The sequence below is a fragment of the Bradyrhizobium sp. 482_C4_N1_8 genome, assembly GCF_052075965.1.
Taxonomy (GTDB): domain Bacteria; phylum Pseudomonadota; class Alphaproteobacteria; order Rhizobiales; family Xanthobacteraceae; genus Bradyrhizobium; species Bradyrhizobium barranii.
The window spans coordinates 3,155,741-3,171,102 of the sequence record NZ_CP197231.1 but is presented as its reverse complement, the minus strand read 5'-3'; the positions used below and the strand labels follow the sequence as shown (position 1 = coordinate 3,171,102).

At 65.9% G+C, this 15,362-nt stretch carries 11 protein-coding genes; 8 read left to right on the top strand and 3 right to left on the bottom strand.

The window, feature by feature from the left end; translation table 11 throughout:
* The first annotated feature begins 28 nt into the window (after nucleotides 1-28).
* A complete protein-coding gene (locus AB7Z56_RS14675) occupies nucleotides 29-463 on the top strand; it encodes a hypothetical protein (RefSeq protein ID WP_028158298.1) in 435 nt (144 codons plus the stop codon).
* Between the two features lie 3 nt (nucleotides 464-466).
* On the opposite strand, the gene AB7Z56_RS14670 is transcribed toward AB7Z56_RS14675, so the two are convergent.
* From AB7Z56_RS14670 to AB7Z56_RS14660, 3 genes are all read right to left on the bottom strand, one after another.
* The gene (locus AB7Z56_RS14670; RefSeq protein ID WP_283017056.1) at nucleotides 467-2,866 is read right to left on the bottom strand and encodes a bifunctional diguanylate cyclase/phosphodiesterase; all 2,400 of its coding nucleotides are present in this window, start codon (nucleotides 2,864-2,866) and stop codon (nucleotides 467-469) included.
* A gap of 104 nt (nucleotides 2,867-2,970) precedes the next feature.
* Nucleotides 2,971-4,404 (bottom strand): MFS transporter, encoded by a 1,434-nt coding sequence (locus AB7Z56_RS14665; protein WP_354124047.1) that lies wholly within the window; start codon nucleotides 4,402-4,404, stop codon nucleotides 2,971-2,973.
* Nucleotides 4,405-4,547: 143 nt separating this feature from the next.
* Nucleotides 4,548-5,054, bottom strand: a complete 507-nt coding sequence (locus AB7Z56_RS14660) for a YciE/YciF ferroxidase family protein (RefSeq protein WP_283017057.1) — start codon at nucleotides 5,052-5,054, stop codon at nucleotides 4,548-4,550.
* 444 nt (nucleotides 5,055-5,498) lie between these two features.
* Here AB7Z56_RS14660 and AB7Z56_RS14655 point away from each other — a divergent pair, with 444 nt between their 5' ends.
* The 7 genes from AB7Z56_RS14655 (at nucleotide 5,499) to AB7Z56_RS14625 (ending at nucleotide 15,236) form a co-directional block, all read left to right on the top strand.
* Nucleotides 5,499-6,581, top strand: coding sequence for a lysylphosphatidylglycerol synthase transmembrane domain-containing protein (locus AB7Z56_RS14655; protein WP_063982249.1), 1,083 nt, complete (start codon nucleotides 5,499-5,501; stop codon nucleotides 6,579-6,581).
* Nucleotides 6,582-6,671: 90 nt separating this feature from the next.
* Nucleotides 6,672-8,621: a hypothetical protein gene (locus AB7Z56_RS14650; protein ID WP_354233305.1), complete on the top strand. Its 1,950-nt coding sequence runs from the start codon at nucleotides 6,672-6,674 to the stop codon at nucleotides 8,619-8,621.
* Nucleotides 8,622-8,938: 317 nt separating this feature from the next.
* Complete coding sequence (locus AB7Z56_RS14645; RefSeq protein ID WP_063982247.1) at nucleotides 8,939-10,294, top strand: MFS transporter; 1,356 nt, start codon at nucleotides 8,939-8,941, stop codon at nucleotides 10,292-10,294.
* Nucleotides 10,295-10,416: 122 nt separating this feature from the next.
* The gene (locus tag AB7Z56_RS14640) at nucleotides 10,417-11,322 is read left to right on the top strand and encodes a LysR substrate-binding domain-containing protein (RefSeq protein WP_063982246.1); all 906 of its coding nucleotides are present in this window, start codon (nucleotides 10,417-10,419) and stop codon (nucleotides 11,320-11,322) included.
* A 131-nt stretch (nucleotides 11,323-11,453) separates the two neighbouring features.
* On the top strand, nucleotides 11,454-12,398 hold the full coding sequence (gene kdgD / locus AB7Z56_RS14635) for a 5-dehydro-4-deoxyglucarate dehydratase (RefSeq protein WP_038952797.1): 945 nt from the start codon (nucleotides 11,454-11,456) through the stop codon (nucleotides 12,396-12,398).
* Nucleotides 12,399-12,424: 26 nt separating this feature from the next.
* A complete protein-coding gene (gudD, locus tag AB7Z56_RS14630) occupies nucleotides 12,425-13,768 on the top strand; it encodes a glucarate dehydratase (protein WP_085405880.1) in 1,344 nt (447 codons plus the stop codon).
* Nucleotides 13,769-13,787: 19 nt separating this feature from the next.
* Nucleotides 13,788-15,236, top strand: coding sequence for an aldehyde dehydrogenase family protein (locus tag AB7Z56_RS14625; RefSeq protein ID WP_085405879.1), 1,449 nt, complete (start codon nucleotides 13,788-13,790; stop codon nucleotides 15,234-15,236).
* Nucleotides 15,237-15,362 lie beyond the last annotated feature (126 nt).

Here is a 15,362-nt window from a genome sequence, read left to right as displayed (position 1 = left end):
TCGCCCTCGCCCATCCTACAAGCGGGGCATGGCTGAGACGACCTTTTTTCCGCGCCGCCTGATTCTCGGCGCCGCCGTGATCTCCGGAGTGCTGCTCGCGCTCGCGGTGCACATGCTGGGCGCGCGCTACGGGCTCGACCTCGGCGGGCTCTGGCATTCCGACACGCACGAATTCATACCCGCGGGCGCAGCGATCGCCTGGTGGCTGATTGCCACGGTGGGTTTCTCCGGCGGCTATTTCACGGCGACATTGATGCAGAGCGCCGTCTCCGGACAGATCCCGCAGCGGATGCGGCAGTTCCTGATCGCGGTCGGCGTGCTGCTGCTTGCCGGTGCGGGCCAGGTGGCCTCGGCGCCGAGCCCGATCCCGTCCGTCTCGGGCGTGCTCGCCGGGCTCGCCGCGCTATGTCTTGGCGCCGTGATGGCGTTTTGCGGCGCGCATTTCGCGCTGCGCCGCGGCTAGACATCAGGCCGAGGCGAGCAGCCGCGGCCGGTTCAGCATCAACGCGACATCGGATGCGGGCCGCGGCTTGCTGAAAAGATAGCCCTGCGCCTGGGTGCAGCCCTCGCGCCGCAGCAGCTCGAGCTGCGCGTCGTTCTCGACGCCTTCCGCCGTGGTGACGATGCCGAGGCTGCGCCCGAGGCCGGTCACGGCGCGGATGATCGCCATGGAATCCTCGCGCGTCGCAAGCTCCGACACGAAGGAGCGGTCGATCTTGATCTTGTCGAACGGGAAGCTGCGCAGGTAGCTCAGCGACGAATAGCCGGTGCCGAAATCGTCGAGCGAGATCCGCACGCCCATGGCCCGCAGCTCGTGCAGGGTGGTCAGCGTCGCCTCGCTGTTCTGGAGCAGCACCGATTCGGTGATCTCGAGCTCGAGCCGCCGCGCCGCGAGCCCTGAGGCTGCCAGCGCATCGGTCACGGATGCGATCAGGTTCGGACTCTTGAACTGCACCGGCGACAGGTTGACGGCGACATCGACGTCGTCCGGCCAGGTGGCGGCGTCACTGCAGGCGCTGCGCAGCACGAACTCGCCGAGCTGGACGATGAGGCCGGTCTCCTCGGCCACCGGGATGAAGTTGATGGGGGCGATCAGGCCGCGCTGCGGATGGTTCCAGCGCAACAGCGCCTCGAAGGCGACGACGCGACCGCTGGCGACGTCGCGGATCGGCTGGTAGTACGCCTCGAACTCGTCGCGCAGCAACGCCGCCCGCAAGTCCATCTCCAGCAGCCGCCGCGCCTGCGCACGCGCATCCATGCCGGTCTCGAAGAAGCGATAGGTGCCGCGGCCGTCCGCCTTGGCGCGGTACAGCGCGAGGTCGGCGTTCTTCAACAGCTCGTCCGGATTGTCGCTGTCCTGCGGCGACAGCGAGATGCCGATCGAGACGCCGATCACGATCTGATGGTCGTCGATCTCGTAAGGCGCAGAGATCACCTCGACGAGGCGGCCGGCAAGGGCTCGCGCCGCGGCTTCCTCGGAGCGCCCGATCTGGACCACGGCGAACTCGTCGCCACCGAGCCGCGCCACGGTGTCGCTCGCGCCGACAGTGGCCTTCAGCCTGCGACCGACTTCCTTGAGCAGCGCATCGCCGATGGGATGGCCGAGCGAGTCGTTGACGTCCTTGAAGTGATCGAGATCGAGGCACAGCACCGCGAGCTGGTCGCCCGACTTCGCCCGGCCCAGTCCCTGCTCGAGCTGCTCGTGGAACAGCACGCGGTTCGGCAGATTGGTCAGCGCGTCATGGCGCGCCATGTGCGAGATCTTGGCCTGCGCCTCCAGCCATTCGGTGATGTCCTCGAAAGTCGCGACCCAGCCGCCGCCCTGCATCGGCTGGTTGACGACGCGGATGGAGCGACCGAACCGGGTGACGACCTGGCTGGTCGTGCGGCCCTCGCGCGCGTCGGCCACGAGGCGCGCGAAGAATTCGCCCGCATCGCCCTGCCACTGGCCCTTGGCCTGCTCTTCCCGCAACACGTCGACGAGCAGGCGGCCGGCGAGCGGAATGTCGGTGCGGCCGAGCAGCGCCGCGTAGCGCTCGTTGAAGAGCTGGATCTTGCCGTCCGCATCGAACATGCACAGTCCCTGCGACATGTTCTCGAGCGCGGTATCCAGCACGACCTGCTGGCGTCCCAGTTCGCCCTTGGCGCGGCGGTCGAGCAGAGCCGCCGCGAGCGCGATCGCGATGATCGCAGCGGCGGCGCTGGCGGTGAGGATCGACAATGAGGCCGGCGGGATCGACAGGCCACTGATCACGACCGCAGGATCCGGCGTCAGCTCCACGGCGCCCATGGCGGTGAAATGATGTGAGACGATGGCAAGCGTCAGCAGCACCGTCGCGCCGAGCGCGCCCGCAAGGCTGTCGCGGCGCCCCGCAACCACCAGGGCAAGCGACCCGAGAACGATGCCGAGGATGATCGAGACCGTCACTGTGCCGGTCGTCCAGCCGATGTGCGCGGGAATCTCGAGCGCCATCATGCCGGTGTAATGCATGGCGGCAACGCCGCCACCAACGACGGCGCCGCCGAGCGCAACCAGGCCCGCCCGCGTCACCGACACCGAGATGCTCAGCCCGATGAAGGTGACCGCGATCGCGAAGATCAGCGACAGGACCGTCAACGGAATGTTGTAAGCGCCGCCCGCACCAGGCCCGTAAGCCTGCATCGCGATGAAATGGGTTGCCCAGATGCCGCCGCCGGCGACGACGGCATCAAGCGCGACCCACGATACGCGAGCTCCCCCGCGCGCCGCACGCGCGCGGTGGAACAGGCTGATCGCCGCCGCGCTGGCGAGCAGACATACCGCTCCGCCGAGTGCGACCAGTCGCCAATCATGCTGATCCGTCAGGCAGTAAAGAACTTGATACATTGCCGGTCCCTATTCCAACCGCACTAGAACCGGCAGAGATGGACAGTCGGTAACCGGCTATGTGCCGGTTTCGGGAATGGTGAACATAGAATGTGTGGGATCGCTCACATTGAGCGCCCTTGCGCCCTTGCGTCAGGTGCATTTGCGCCGAGGCCGATCACGGCGGCGGTGAGCAGCAGGACGGCCGCCGATATGATTAGCGACTGGTGAAGGCCCGTCATGAATGCACTGTCCGAGGCCACCAGCGAGCCGAACAGCGCGACGCCGAGCACGCTGCCGGTCTGCCGCGTCGCGTTCAGGACGCCGGCGGCGATGCCGGAGCGCGCCTTGTCGATGCTGCCGAGCAAGGTGGAGGTCAGCGGCGGCACCAGCAGGCCAAGTCCGCCGCTGATCGCGATCATCTGCGCAAAGATCGCCCAGTAGCTGGTCCCGGCTTCGGTCCAGAGCAGCCCGAGACAGCCGAGCGCCGAGATACAGGCGCCGACCACGATGGTCGGGCACGAGCCGATGCGCTCGGCCAGACGCGGCGCCAGCAGGTTGAGCGGCAACACCGCGCCCATCATCGGCACGAAGGCAAGCCCGGTCCACCAGGCCGACAGCCCGTTGATCCTCTGGAAATACAGGCTCAGCACGAAGATCAGGCCGTAGATCGCGATGTTGACGAGGAGGCCGACGATCGTGGTCAGGGTAAACAGCCGGTGACTGAACAGCGACAGCGGCAGCATCGGCTGCACGGTGCGGCTCTCGCGCCAGACGAAGAGCACCGCGAATGCGGCTGAGGCAACGAATGCTGCGATCACGGCTGGATGGCTCCAGCCGAACGCGCCAGCTTCGATGATCGCGCCGGCGAGCGCGCCCAACGCACCGATCGCGGCGAGCTGTCCCGGCAGATCGATCTCGCGCGAGCGCGACCGCGTGGTCTCGCTGGCGTAGCGCCAGCTCAGCCACAAGCCGGCAAGACCGATCGGCAGGTTAACCAGGAAGATCGCGCGCCAGCCAACCAGCGTGATCAGCGCGCCGCCGACGAAGGGACCGGCAGTCAGCGCCAGGCTCGCTCCGGCGGCCCAGACCGCCACGGCACGGCCACGCTCGCGGTCGTCCGCATAGGCATGATTGAGCAGCGCCAGGGAATTCGGCACCAGGATCGCCGCCGCCAGCCCCTGGACCAGCCGTGCTGCGATCAGCACGATGGCATTGGGCGACAGCGCGCAGGCGAGCGAGGCCGCGGTGAAGATTGCGAACCCCGCCATGAAGATGCGCTTGGCGCCGATGCGGTCGCCGAGCGCACCTGCGGTCAGAATGAAGGCGGCAAAGGCGATGGTGTAGGCGCTGACCACCCATTGCAGCTCAGCGACGCCGCCGCCGAGCGTTTTACCCATCGCGTCGAGCGCGGTGTTGACGATGGTGACGTCGAGTTGCACCACGCCATAGCCGAGGCTCATCGCGGCAAGCGTGAGGGAGGTCGCAAGGCGCGAGCCGGCACGCTGCGCGCCGGCTCCGTCGTCGAGGGGTTCATATTTGATGGTGCTGGCTCGCATGCTGCCACCTCGGTTGCAGCCCCATGCGAAACATACGCTTCCAGCCCGCATTCATGCTTCGACAATGATCGTATTATGGATGCGTCAAATGCGAACGCCGCGCGGATGACCGCGCGACGCCTTTTTCGCAGCTACGCCCGGTCCTAGCTCGCCGCGCGCAGGTTCACCTTGCTCTCGGCGAGCGCGGTCAGCTTCCTGTCGGTCGCCTTCTCTTCTTCCAGCGTCTTGGCGAGCACGGTGGCGCAGTCGTTGCGGCCGAGCTGTTTGGCCCAGGCGATCAGGCTGCCGTAGCGGACGATCTCGTAATGCTCCGCGGCCTGGGCCGCGTTGATCAGGGCGGCGTCCAGCACCGCCTTGTCGGCGACTTCACCGGCGGTCTCGTCGGCTTCCTCGATGATGCCGTCGATGGCCGGGCAGTCGACCGCCTTCACCTGCGTGCCGTGCATCTTGAATACTTCCTCGAGCCGCTTGACGTGCTGCTTGGTTTCTTCGAGGTGCGTCAAAAAGCCCTGCTTCAACTGCGGATCGGTGGCCTTATCTGCCATTTTCGGCAGCGCCTTGGTGAGCTGCTGCTCGGCATAATAGATGTCCTGAAGCTGGTGCACGAACAGGTCGTTCATGGTTTTGATATCTTTTGTGAACAGTCCCATCGTTCCGATCCTCTCGGTTTCGGGAACACGGAGGCGTCGGCTCGCACGAAAAGCCGATTATTCCGCCATGTTCGATTGCTGATGGAGCGCTAACCAGCGCACGGTACCGACGTTCCAAAAAAGCTCGCATCGCTTGCGCTGGAACAATGCCGACTGCGGGCGGACACGAAATCATGTCAAGATGCGGACGCGCGTTCCGGGCAGGTGCCCCGACTCATATGCTTAACGCGCGCCCGATATGAACCACATATGACAAAAGCGGCGGTCCACCGCAGAACCTATCGGTCGAACGCAGAACCTATCGTTGTCAAGGGCTGCACAAGTCGCTGTTTTTGCCTTAAATGAGCTACAACATGCCTAGCGGTCGAAGCCCATTTCGGGCAGTGATCGCGCCCGACCGGTCAATGTCTGGCCGATCGGTCTTGCCCCCCGCCGGGAGGATGAATGCACGGACTGCTGCCCGCGCTGAAGCGCGGCTTCAAGAGATGGATCGGCTGGCGACGGCTCGGTGTTGCCGCGAGCGTCTTCATCATCGCCTTCGCGATCACCACGCTTGCGCGCACCCTCAAGGACATCGATACCGGCGTCATCCTGACCGCGTTGACCGAGATTCCCCGCGGGAATATCGGGCTGGCGGCGATCTGCGTCGTCTTCGCGTTCTGTACGCTGACCTTCTACGACTATTTTGCACTGCGAACGATCGGCAAGAAGCATGTGCCCTATCGCATCGCAGCACTCTCCAGCTTCACGTCCTATTCGATCGGCCACAACATCGGCGCCACCGTTTTTACCGGCGGCGCGATCCGCTTCCGGATCTATTCGGACTACGGGCTGAACGCGATCGACGTCGCGAAGATCTGCTTCCTGTCAGGCCTGACCTTCTGGCTCGGTAACATCTTCGTGCTCTCGATCGGCATGGTCATCCATCCGGATGCCGCCTCATCGATGGATCAACTGCCGTCGTCGATCAACCGGCTGATCGGGCTCGGCGGCCTCGCCTCGATTGGCGCCTATCTGGTCTGGCTCTGCATGGGCGAGAAGCGCCGCGAGCTCGGCCAGAAGGGCTGGAAGGTGGTGCTGCCCTCGGCGCCGCTGACGCTGGTCCAGATCCTGATCGGCGTGGTCGATCTCGGCTTCTGCGCGACGGCGATGTACCTGCTGATGCCGGCCAATCCGTCGATCGACTTCATGTCGCTGGCGGTGGTGTTCATCCTGGCGACGCTGATCGGCTTTGCCAGCCACGCGCCCGGCTCGATCGGCGTGTTCGATGTCGCCATGCTGGTCGCGCTGCCCGAATTCGGCCGCGAGCAGCTTCTGGCGACCCTGCTGGTCTTCCGCATCCTCTATTTCGTGATCCCGTTCGGCCTCGCCATCTCCATCATGGGCGCGCGCGAGCTCTGGATGAACGTGGTGGAGCCCTGGCAGGAGCGGCGGCGGCTGGCCGAGGCCTGCGCGCAAGGCAACCTGCCGAAGCAGGTAGCAGCGATGGAACGCGAGCGGTCGTTGCGACAGGCCAGCAAGCGGTAAGGCGGGCGGGCGACCGTCAGACAGAGGTTGCGGGCGGCGCAGCAATGCTCTCTTATTTCCGCCTCAACTTTGCCGTTGAACACGCGGGCCATGATCCCTTTTTCCTTTCGTACCCTTCCCGCAGGCCTCCTGCTGCTTGCCGGGATTCTGACGTCTTTGCCGCTCGAGCGCGCCGCCGCGCAGGGCGCCGGTGCGATGCAAATATCCTGGGAGGTGCGCAACCGCTTCCGCCTGTTCCGCGAGGAGCGCGACTTCCAGCTCCATGTCGAGAACGCGCGTAACCGCAGCATCCTCGCCGCCGAGCAGTCGCTGGAGCTCCAGAGCGAGGGCCGCGGCTGGGCCCGCAACATGGTCAACCGGCTCTGCATCGACCTCCAGGGCCGGGTCAACCAGCCCTGCACCCGCGACAACGTCAAAGAGAATTACCTCACCCCGACCGATCATCCGGTGACCGTGCGCCTGACCGGCGCAGTGCCGGTCGGCGCCACCTGCGCCTGGTCGTTCGACGACGGCGACGGGCCGCAGACCTCGACTTTCGATTGCGCCGAGCCGATCAACCTGCGGGTCCGCTACGGCAAGCAGACGATCGCGAGCGTCGACGTCTCCTCCGGCTCCGATCCGACCCAGCGCGTCCAGGCCGAGATCCAGGTCCGCGACATCTTCGTCGCCGGGCTCGGCGACAGCATCGCCTCCGGCGAAGGCAACCCGGACCGGCCGCTGGCGCTGTCGGACGAGGGCTTCTGCTTCCGCTCCTATCTCGGTACCGCCGGTGCGCAATACTACCGGCCGAGCCGTGCCGGCTATAAAGGTGGCCGCGCCTGCGAAGCACCCGACACGCTCGCCAACTGGCAGCATTACGGCGCGCTCTGGTTCAACTCGCCCTGCCACCGCTCGCTCTACAGCTACCAGGCCCGCACGGCTCTCGCGCTCGCGGTGCGCTACACCCACATCGCGGTGACCTTTCTGCCACTCGCCTGCACCGGCGCCAGCATCGGCGACGGTCTGCTGGGCTCGCAGCGCGCCCGCGAATGCCCGCCCGGCAAGACCGGCGTCTGCAACACCAGCGTGAACGCCCAGGTCGCCGAGCTGCGTGAGGCGCTCACCGCGGCGAAAAAGCGCCAGCCGGACCGCACGCTCGATCTCGTGCTGCTCTCGGTCGGCGCCAACGACGTCTATTTCTCCGGCCTCGTCGCCGACGTCATCGTCGACACCGCGACCGAGCGCGCGCTGTTCCGCCGCTCCGGCGTAATGGCGAGCGTCGACGATTCCCGCGATGCACTGGCGCGCGAGCTGCCGCAGAATTTCGCCAAGCTGCGCGAGGCGCTGAAGCCGCTCGTCAGCGGCGACCTCTCGCACGTGGTCTATGTCTCCTACGCCAATCCCGCGCTCGCCGATGGCGGCGTGCCCTGCCGCGGCGGCCGCGCCGGGTTCGACATCCATCCGTCCTTCAACGCCGATCCGCAGCGCCTGGCCCGCGTCTCGACCTTCGTCGACACCGAATTCCTGCCGCAGCTGAAGAGCCTCGCCACCTGCACGCGCGGGGCGCTGTGCCGCGATCCCGAAACCGACCGCATGACCTTCGTGGACTCGCACCAGGCGGTGTTCGCCGATCACGGCTTCTGCGCCCATGCGGGCAACGATCCCGAATTCGACCGCACGTGTTTCGCCGAGAACGGCCAGAGCTTCAATCCCGATATCGTGAGCGCGGCGAGCCAGCCGATGCTGTGCGGCCGCGGCGCCTCGGAGTATCGCGCCTACCTGCCGCGCGCGCGCTGGATCCGCGATGCCAACGACAGCTATTTTGCCGCGATGACCTATCCGCAAGGCCTGCCGGCGGCGAGCCAGCCGACCGACATCCACGACGCCACCTGGGGCGTGCTCTCCGCCGTCTACGGCGGCGCCGTGCATCCAAGCGCGGAAGGCCACGCCGCGATGGCGGACGCCGCACTGCCGGCCGCGAGCAGCGTGCTCGGCCTCGATGCCGTGCCGCCCGGCGTGACACGCGGACTGTTGGCGCCGCTGCTGGGCACGCAGCAATAGCACGACACTGCTCCCACATACTCGGTGTCATCGCCCGCGAAGGCTGGCGATCCAGTACTCCGTGACAGCGGTGATTGAATCGAGAGGCTGCGGCGTACTGGATTCCCCGCTTTCGCGGAGAATGACAGTGGTGTGCGGAGCACGACCTCGCGCATCACGATCGCACATTCTCGTCACCTCGTGATCGTTCCCCGCACCTGCCGTTCCATCGATCCAAAAACGGCATCGATCGATACTCCCTTGAACTTGGACACTTTGCCGCGCGCGCCTCTAGGAGTCGCAGAGAGGAAACATTTCGAGTTCTAAGGAGGCGCGTGATGAGCGCAGTGGTGTCGTCCGCAGCGGACGTGAGGAGGTCTCGCGTCAGGCTGTTCATCGTGACCATGTTGTTCCTGGTCACGACCGTGAACTATGCCGACCGCGCCACCCTGTCGATCGCGGGCCCCGCACTCTCGAAAGAGCTGCATCTCGATCCCGTCGCCATGGGCTGGATCTTCTCGGCCTTCGGCTGGTCCTATGTCGCGGCGCAGGTGCCGGGCGGCTGGCTGCTCGACCGCTACGGCTCGCGCCTCGTCTATGCCTTCAGCATCATCGTCTGGTCGCTGTTCACGATGATGCAGGGCTGGGTCGGCTTCCTCAGCGCCGGCGCCGCCATCATCGTGCTGTTCGCACTTCGCCTCCTTGTCGGCGTCGCGGAAGCGCCCTCGTTCCCCGCCAACGCCCGCATCGTCGCCGCCTGGTTTCCCGGCAATGAGCGCGGCACCGCATCGGCCTTCTTCAATTCGGGACAGTATTTCGCCACCGTGATCTTCGCGCCGCTAATGGGCTGGATCGCGCATGATTACGGCTGGCGCTTCGTATTCTTCGTGATGGGTGGGCTCGGCGTCATCATGGGCCTGGTCTGGATCAAGACCGTCTACGGCCCGAAGGAGCATCCCGGCATCAACGAGGCCGAGTTCGATTACATCAAGGAAGGCGGCGCGCTGGTCGATCTCGACGCGCCCAAAAACGATCTGGTGCAGGAGCGTGCGCCCGAGTCCGGCTCCGGGTGGGATCACATCCGCCAGTTGCTCTCCAACCGCATGATGCTCGGCGTCTATCTCGGCCAGTACTGCATCAACACGCTGACCTATTTCTTCCTGACATGGTTCCCGGTCTACCTCGTCAAGGAGCGCGGCCTGTCGATCCTGCAAGCCGGCTTCGTCGCGACGCTGCCCGCGCTGTGCGGCTTCATCGGCGGCGTGCTCGGCGGCGTCATCTCCGACGCCATTCTCCGCAAGACCGGCTCGCTCACCATGGCGCGCAAGATCCCGATCGTCGGCGGCATGCTGCTGTCGATGTCGATCATCGCCTGCAACTATGTCGACGGACAGGCGCTGGTGGTCGGCTTCATGGCGCTCGCCTTCTTCGGCAAGGGCATCGGCGCACTCGGCTGGGCGGTCGTCTCCGACACCTCGCCCAAGGAAGCCGGCGGCGTCTCCGGCGGCCTGTTCAACACCTTCGGCAACCTCTCCTCGATCAGCACCCCGATCGTGATCGGCTACATCCTGGCCGCGACCGGCTCATTCAACGGCGCACTGCTGTTCGTCGGCGCCAATGCGCTGGTGGCCGCGTTCGCCTATCTCGTGGTGGTCGGCAAGATCGAGCGGGTGGTGCTCAAACGTTCCTCCTGAGGGCTCCCGCGGGAGCTTGACCAGGCAACTCAACGGCGGCTCCTCAGCCGCCGTCTTTGTTTTGGGGATGATCGATGCTAGAAGTGCCGGGGAAACGCCTTATCCATCTAAGGCATGTATCGATGTTCGACCTCAACCAGCTCCGCTGTTTCGTCACGGTGGCCGAAGAACTGCATTTCGGCCGCGCCGCCGCGCGACTGAACATGACCCAGCCACCGCTGTCGCGGCAGATCCAGGTGCTCGAGCACATCATCGACGCGCCGCTGCTGGAGCGCACCAGCCGCTCGGTGCGCCTGACGCCGGCGGGGCGCAGCTTCCTGCCCGAGGCAAGGCGCATCCTGAAGCTTGCGGAAAGCGCCTCGCAAGTCGCCCGCCGCATCGCGCTCGGCAAAACCGGCTCGCTGAAAATCGGCTTCACGGCGGCCGCCGCCTACGGCTTCCTCCCGGAGCTCGTCGCCGCCTGCCGCGCCAAGCTGCCCGAGGTCGATTTCTCGCTGAAGGAGATGGTGTCCGGTGATCAGTTCGAGGCGCTCAGCTCCGGCCAGATCGACGCCGGGCTGTTGCGGCCGCCGATCGCGCGCCCCGAAGTGGCCAGCCGCCGTGTCGTCGCCGAGCCCCTGCTCGCCGCGATCCCGAAGAAGCATCCGCTGGCGAATGCCGAGACCATCACCATCAAGGATTTCGACGACCAGCCCTTCGTGATGTACTCGCCCTATGAGAGCCGATATTTCCACGATCTGCTGGTGGCGCTGTTCACCCGCGCCGACGTGCTGCCGCGCTATGTGCAGCATCTGAGCCAGATCCATTCGATCCTCGCCATGGTCCGCGCCGGCCTCGGCCTTGCCATCGTGCCGGCCGCGGCTGCGAGCCTGAAGATCTCCGACGTGCGACTGCGGCCGTTGAAGCTGCGCACCCGCGTCCCCGTCGAGCTGTTCATGGTCTGGCGCCGCGACGACGAGAACCCGCTGCTCTCCGCTCTGGTCAAAATCGCAGGCGAATTGTCCTCCGCGGAGGTAGCGGACGATTGATGCTCAATCCGCATCGGTCGATATAGGCTTTGGCTTGGACGCGCATCGAACGGTCTCCTAAACAACGGCGCATGGACGCGCAGGCTTCGGCCCGCGTCCTCCACAACACGCAAATTAAGGGAGCAGCGCCCATGAGCAAGATGACCCCGCAGGAAATGGCCCAGAAGATCGGATCGGGCCTCCTGTCCTTCCCCGTCACGCCCTTCAAGGCGGACTATTCGTTCGATGAGGCGACCTACCGCGCCAACATGGACTGGCTGTGCGGCTATGACGTTGCCGGCCTGTTCGCCGCCGGCGGCACCGGCGAGTTCTTCTCGCTAACGCCGACCGAGGTTCCGCAGGTGGTCAAGATCGCCGTCGACGAGACCAAGGGCCGCGTGCCCGTGCTCGCCGGCACCGGCTACGGCACCGCCACCGCGCGCGAGATCGCGATCGGCGCGGAAAAGGCCGGCGCCGACGGCCTGTTGCTGCTGCCGCCCTATCTGACCCATTCCGAGCAGGACGGCCTTGCCGCCCACGTGGAAGCCGTGTGCGCCGCCGTGAAGATCGGCGTCATCGTCTACAACCGCGACAACGCCATCCTGCAGCCCGATACGCTGGCGCGCCTCGCCGAGCGCTGCCCGAACCTCGTCGGCTACAAGGACGGCATCGGCGACATCGAGCTGATGACCCGCGTCTACACCAAGCTCGGCGACCGCCTCACCTATATCGGCGGCCTGCCGACCGCGGAAACCTTCGCGCTGCCCTATCTCGACATGGGCGTGACGACCTATTCCTCGGCCGTGTTCAACTTCGTTCCAGAATTCGCCACCAACTTCTACGCCGCGGTGCGCAAGCGCGACCATGAGACGATCCATGCCGGCCTGAAGAACTTCATCCTGCCGCTGATCGCAATCCGCAACCGCAAGAAGGGCTATGCGGTCTCGATCATCAAGGCCGGCATGAAGGTGATCGGCCGCGATTCCGGCCCGGTCCGCCCGCCGCTGACCGATCTCACCGAGCAGGAGGTTGCGGAGCTGACCGCGCTGGTGAAGAATCTCCCCGCCATCCGATCGTCACAACAAGCTGCAGAGTAACAGACAACAACAGGGAGGAGCGTGCGATGGCCCAGACTGAGGTCTCCGGCGCACCGGTCGTCACATCGATGCAGGTGATCCCGGTCGCGGGCCGCGACAGCATGCTCCTCAATCTGAGCGGCGCGCACGCGCCGTTCTTCACCCGCAACATCGTCATCCTCACCGACAATTCCGGACACACCGGCGTCGGCGAGGTACCGGGCGGGCAAAAGATCTGGCAGACGCTCCAGGATGCCCGCGATCTCGTGATCGGCAAGACCGTCGGCGCGATGAACAACATCCTTGCCGACGTCCGCACGGCGTTCGCCGACCGAGATGCCGGCGGCCGCGGCAAGCAGACGTTCGACCTGCGCGTGATGATCCATGCGGTCACGGCGATCGAGTCCGCACTGCTCGACCTGCTCGGCCAGCACCTCAACCTGCCCGTCGCCGCACTGCTCGGCGAAGGCCAGCAGCGCAAGAGCGTCGAGACGCTCGGCTATCTCTTCTTCGTCGGCGACCGGCGCAAGAGCAAGCTTGACTACGTCAGCGGCGAGACCGGCAAGCCCGAATGGTTCAACCTGCGCCACCAGGAGGCGATGACGCCGGAGACCGTGGTGCGGCTCGCGGAAGCCACCCACGACCATTATGGCTTCGCGGACTTCAAGCTCAAGGGCGGCGTGCTCCGCGGCGAGCAGGAGATCGAGGCCGTCACCGCCATCGCAAAGCGCTTCCCCAGCGCACGCGTCACGCTCGATCCCAACGGCGCATGGTCGCTCGACGAGGCGATCAGCCTCTGCAAGGGCATGCACGGCATCCTGGCCTATGCCGAGGATCCCTGCGGCGCCGAAGCCGGCTTCTCGGGTCGCGAGATCATGGCCGAGTTCCGCCGTGCCACGGGCCTGCCGACCGCGACCAACATGATCGCGACCGACTGGCGCCAGCTCTCCCATGCACTACGCTTGGGGGCGGTGGACATTCCGCTGGCCGACCCCCACTTCTGGACCATGCAGGGCTCGGTGCGCGTCGCCCAGACCTGCCGCGACAACGGCCTGACCTGGGGCTCGCACTCCAACAATCACTTTGACATTTCGCTCGCGATGTTCACCCATGTCGGCGCCGCCGCGCCCGGCAAGGTCACCGCGATCGATACCCACTGGATCTGGCAGGACGGCCAGGCGCTGACCAAGGAGCCGCTCCAGATCAAGGGCGGCAAGATCGCCGTGCCCGAGCGGCCGGGCCTCGGCATCGAAATCGACCGCCCGGCCATCGAAACCGCGCATGAGCTTTACAAGAAGCATGGACTCGGCGCCCGCGATGACGCTACTGCCATGCAGGACCTGATCCCCGGCTGGACCTTTGACGACAAGCGTCCCTGCCTCGTGCGTTAAGAAAATCTCGGAGGACTACATGACTGCGATCCTGAAGAACTTCATCGGCGGCGAATGGGTCGACGGCTCCGGCGTCACCAAGAACATCAACCCCTCCAACACCAACGATCTCGTCGGCGAGTACGCAAAGGCCGACAAGGCGCAGACCGAGAAGGCGATCGCGGCAGCCAAGGCCGCCTTCCCCGCCTGGGCGCAGTCGACGCCGCAGGTGCGCCATGACGCGCTGAACAAGATTTCTCTCGAAATCCTCGCCCGCAAGGAAGAGCTCGGCCGCCTGCTCGCCCGCGAGGAAGGCAAGACGCTCCCCGAGGGCATCGGCGAGGTCGCGCGCGCCGGCCAGATCTTTGCGTTCTTCGCCGGCGAAGCGCTGCGCCTGATCGGCGAGAAGGGCGCCTCCGTCCGTCCCGGCCTCGACGTCGAGCTCACCCGTGAGCCCGTCGGCGTCGTCGGCATGATCACGCCCTGGAATTTCCCGATCGCGATCCCCGCCTGGAAGATCGCGCCCGCGCTCTGCTACGGCAACACGGTGGTGTTCAAGCCGGCCGAGCTGGTGCCGGGCTCGGGACATGCGCTGTCCGAGATCATCACCCGCTCCGGCATTCCGGCCGGCGTGTTCAACCTCGTGGTCGGCTCCGGCTCCGTCGTCGGCCAGACCCTGCTCGACCATCCGGATGTGGCCGCGATCTCCTTCACCGGTTCGGTGCAGACCGGCCGCAAGATCGCGCAGGCCTGCGTGCTGTCGAACCCGATGAAGAAGTTCCAGCTCGAGATGGGCGGCAAGAATCCGCTGGTCGTGCTCGACGATGCCGACCTGAAGACCGCCGTCGAGGTCGCCGTCAACGGCGCCTATTTCTCGACCGGCCAGCGCTGCACCGCCTCCTCCCGCCTGATCGTCACCGAAGGCATCCACGATCGCTTCGTCGCGGCGGTGGCCGAGCGCCTGAAGGGCCTATCGGTGGACGACGCGCTCAAGGCCGGCGTGCATATCGGCCCGGTGGTCGACCAGAGCCAGCTCGACCAGGATCTGCGCTACATCAAGATCGGCCAGGACGAAGGCGCAAAGCTCGCCTTCGGCGGCGAGCTGCTCAAGCGCGAGACGCCCGGCCATTACCTCCAGCCGGCGCTGTTCACCGAGGCCAACAACAATATGCGCATCGCGCGTGAGGAGATTTTTGGCCCCGTCGCCGCCGTCATCCGCGCCAAGAACTACGAGGAAGCGCTGGCGATCTCCAACGACACCGAGTTCGGCCTCGCCTCGGGCATCTGCACGAGCAGCCTGAAATACGCCTCGCACTACAAGCGCAACAGCGAGTCCGGCATGGTGATGGTCAATCTGCCGACCGCCGGCGTCGACTATCACGTGCCGTTCGGCGGCCGGAAGGGTTCGAGCTACGGCGCCCGCGAGCAGGGCTCCTATGCGCGCGAGTTCTATACCACGGTGAAGACCGCCTATACCTATCCGGGTTGATAGGCCACGATCGTAGGGTGGGTTAGCCCGCGGCTGCGCAACGCGCGGTCCGCTGGCGTAACCCACCTCTTCTGCCTCCGCGGATGAAGACATTGGTGGGTTACGCTACGCTAACCCACCCTACAC

What these genes read in the sequence shown, in the direction of transcription:
- AB7Z56_RS14675 (WP_028158298.1), top strand. Translation starts at nt 29, where the DNA reads ATGGCTGAGACGACCTTTTTTCCGCGCCGCCTGATTCTCGGCGCCGCC.
- AB7Z56_RS14670 (WP_283017056.1), bottom strand. Translation starts at nt 2,866, where the DNA reads ATGTATCAAGTTCTTTACTGCCTGACGGATCAGCATGATTGGCGACTG.
- AB7Z56_RS14665 (WP_354124047.1), bottom strand. Translation starts at nt 4,404, where the DNA reads ATGCGAGCCAGCACCATCAAATATGAACCCCTCGACGACGGAGCCGGC.
- AB7Z56_RS14660 (WP_283017057.1), bottom strand. Translation starts at nt 5,054, where the DNA reads ATGGGACTGTTCACAAAAGATATCAAAACCATGAACGACCTGTTCGTG.
- AB7Z56_RS14655 (WP_063982249.1), top strand. Translation starts at nt 5,499, where the DNA reads ATGCACGGACTGCTGCCCGCGCTGAAGCGCGGCTTCAAGAGATGGATC.
- AB7Z56_RS14650 (WP_354233305.1), top strand. Translation starts at nt 6,672, where the DNA reads ATGATCCCTTTTTCCTTTCGTACCCTTCCCGCAGGCCTCCTGCTGCTT.
- AB7Z56_RS14645 (WP_063982247.1), top strand. Translation starts at nt 8,939, where the DNA reads ATGAGCGCAGTGGTGTCGTCCGCAGCGGACGTGAGGAGGTCTCGCGTC.
- AB7Z56_RS14640 (WP_063982246.1), top strand. Translation starts at nt 10,417, where the DNA reads ATGTTCGACCTCAACCAGCTCCGCTGTTTCGTCACGGTGGCCGAAGAA.
- kdgD (WP_038952797.1), top strand. Translation starts at nt 11,454, where the DNA reads ATGAGCAAGATGACCCCGCAGGAAATGGCCCAGAAGATCGGATCGGGC.
- gudD (WP_085405880.1), top strand. Translation starts at nt 12,425, where the DNA reads ATGGCCCAGACTGAGGTCTCCGGCGCACCGGTCGTCACATCGATGCAG.
- AB7Z56_RS14625 (WP_085405879.1), top strand. Translation starts at nt 13,788, where the DNA reads ATGACTGCGATCCTGAAGAACTTCATCGGCGGCGAATGGGTCGACGGC.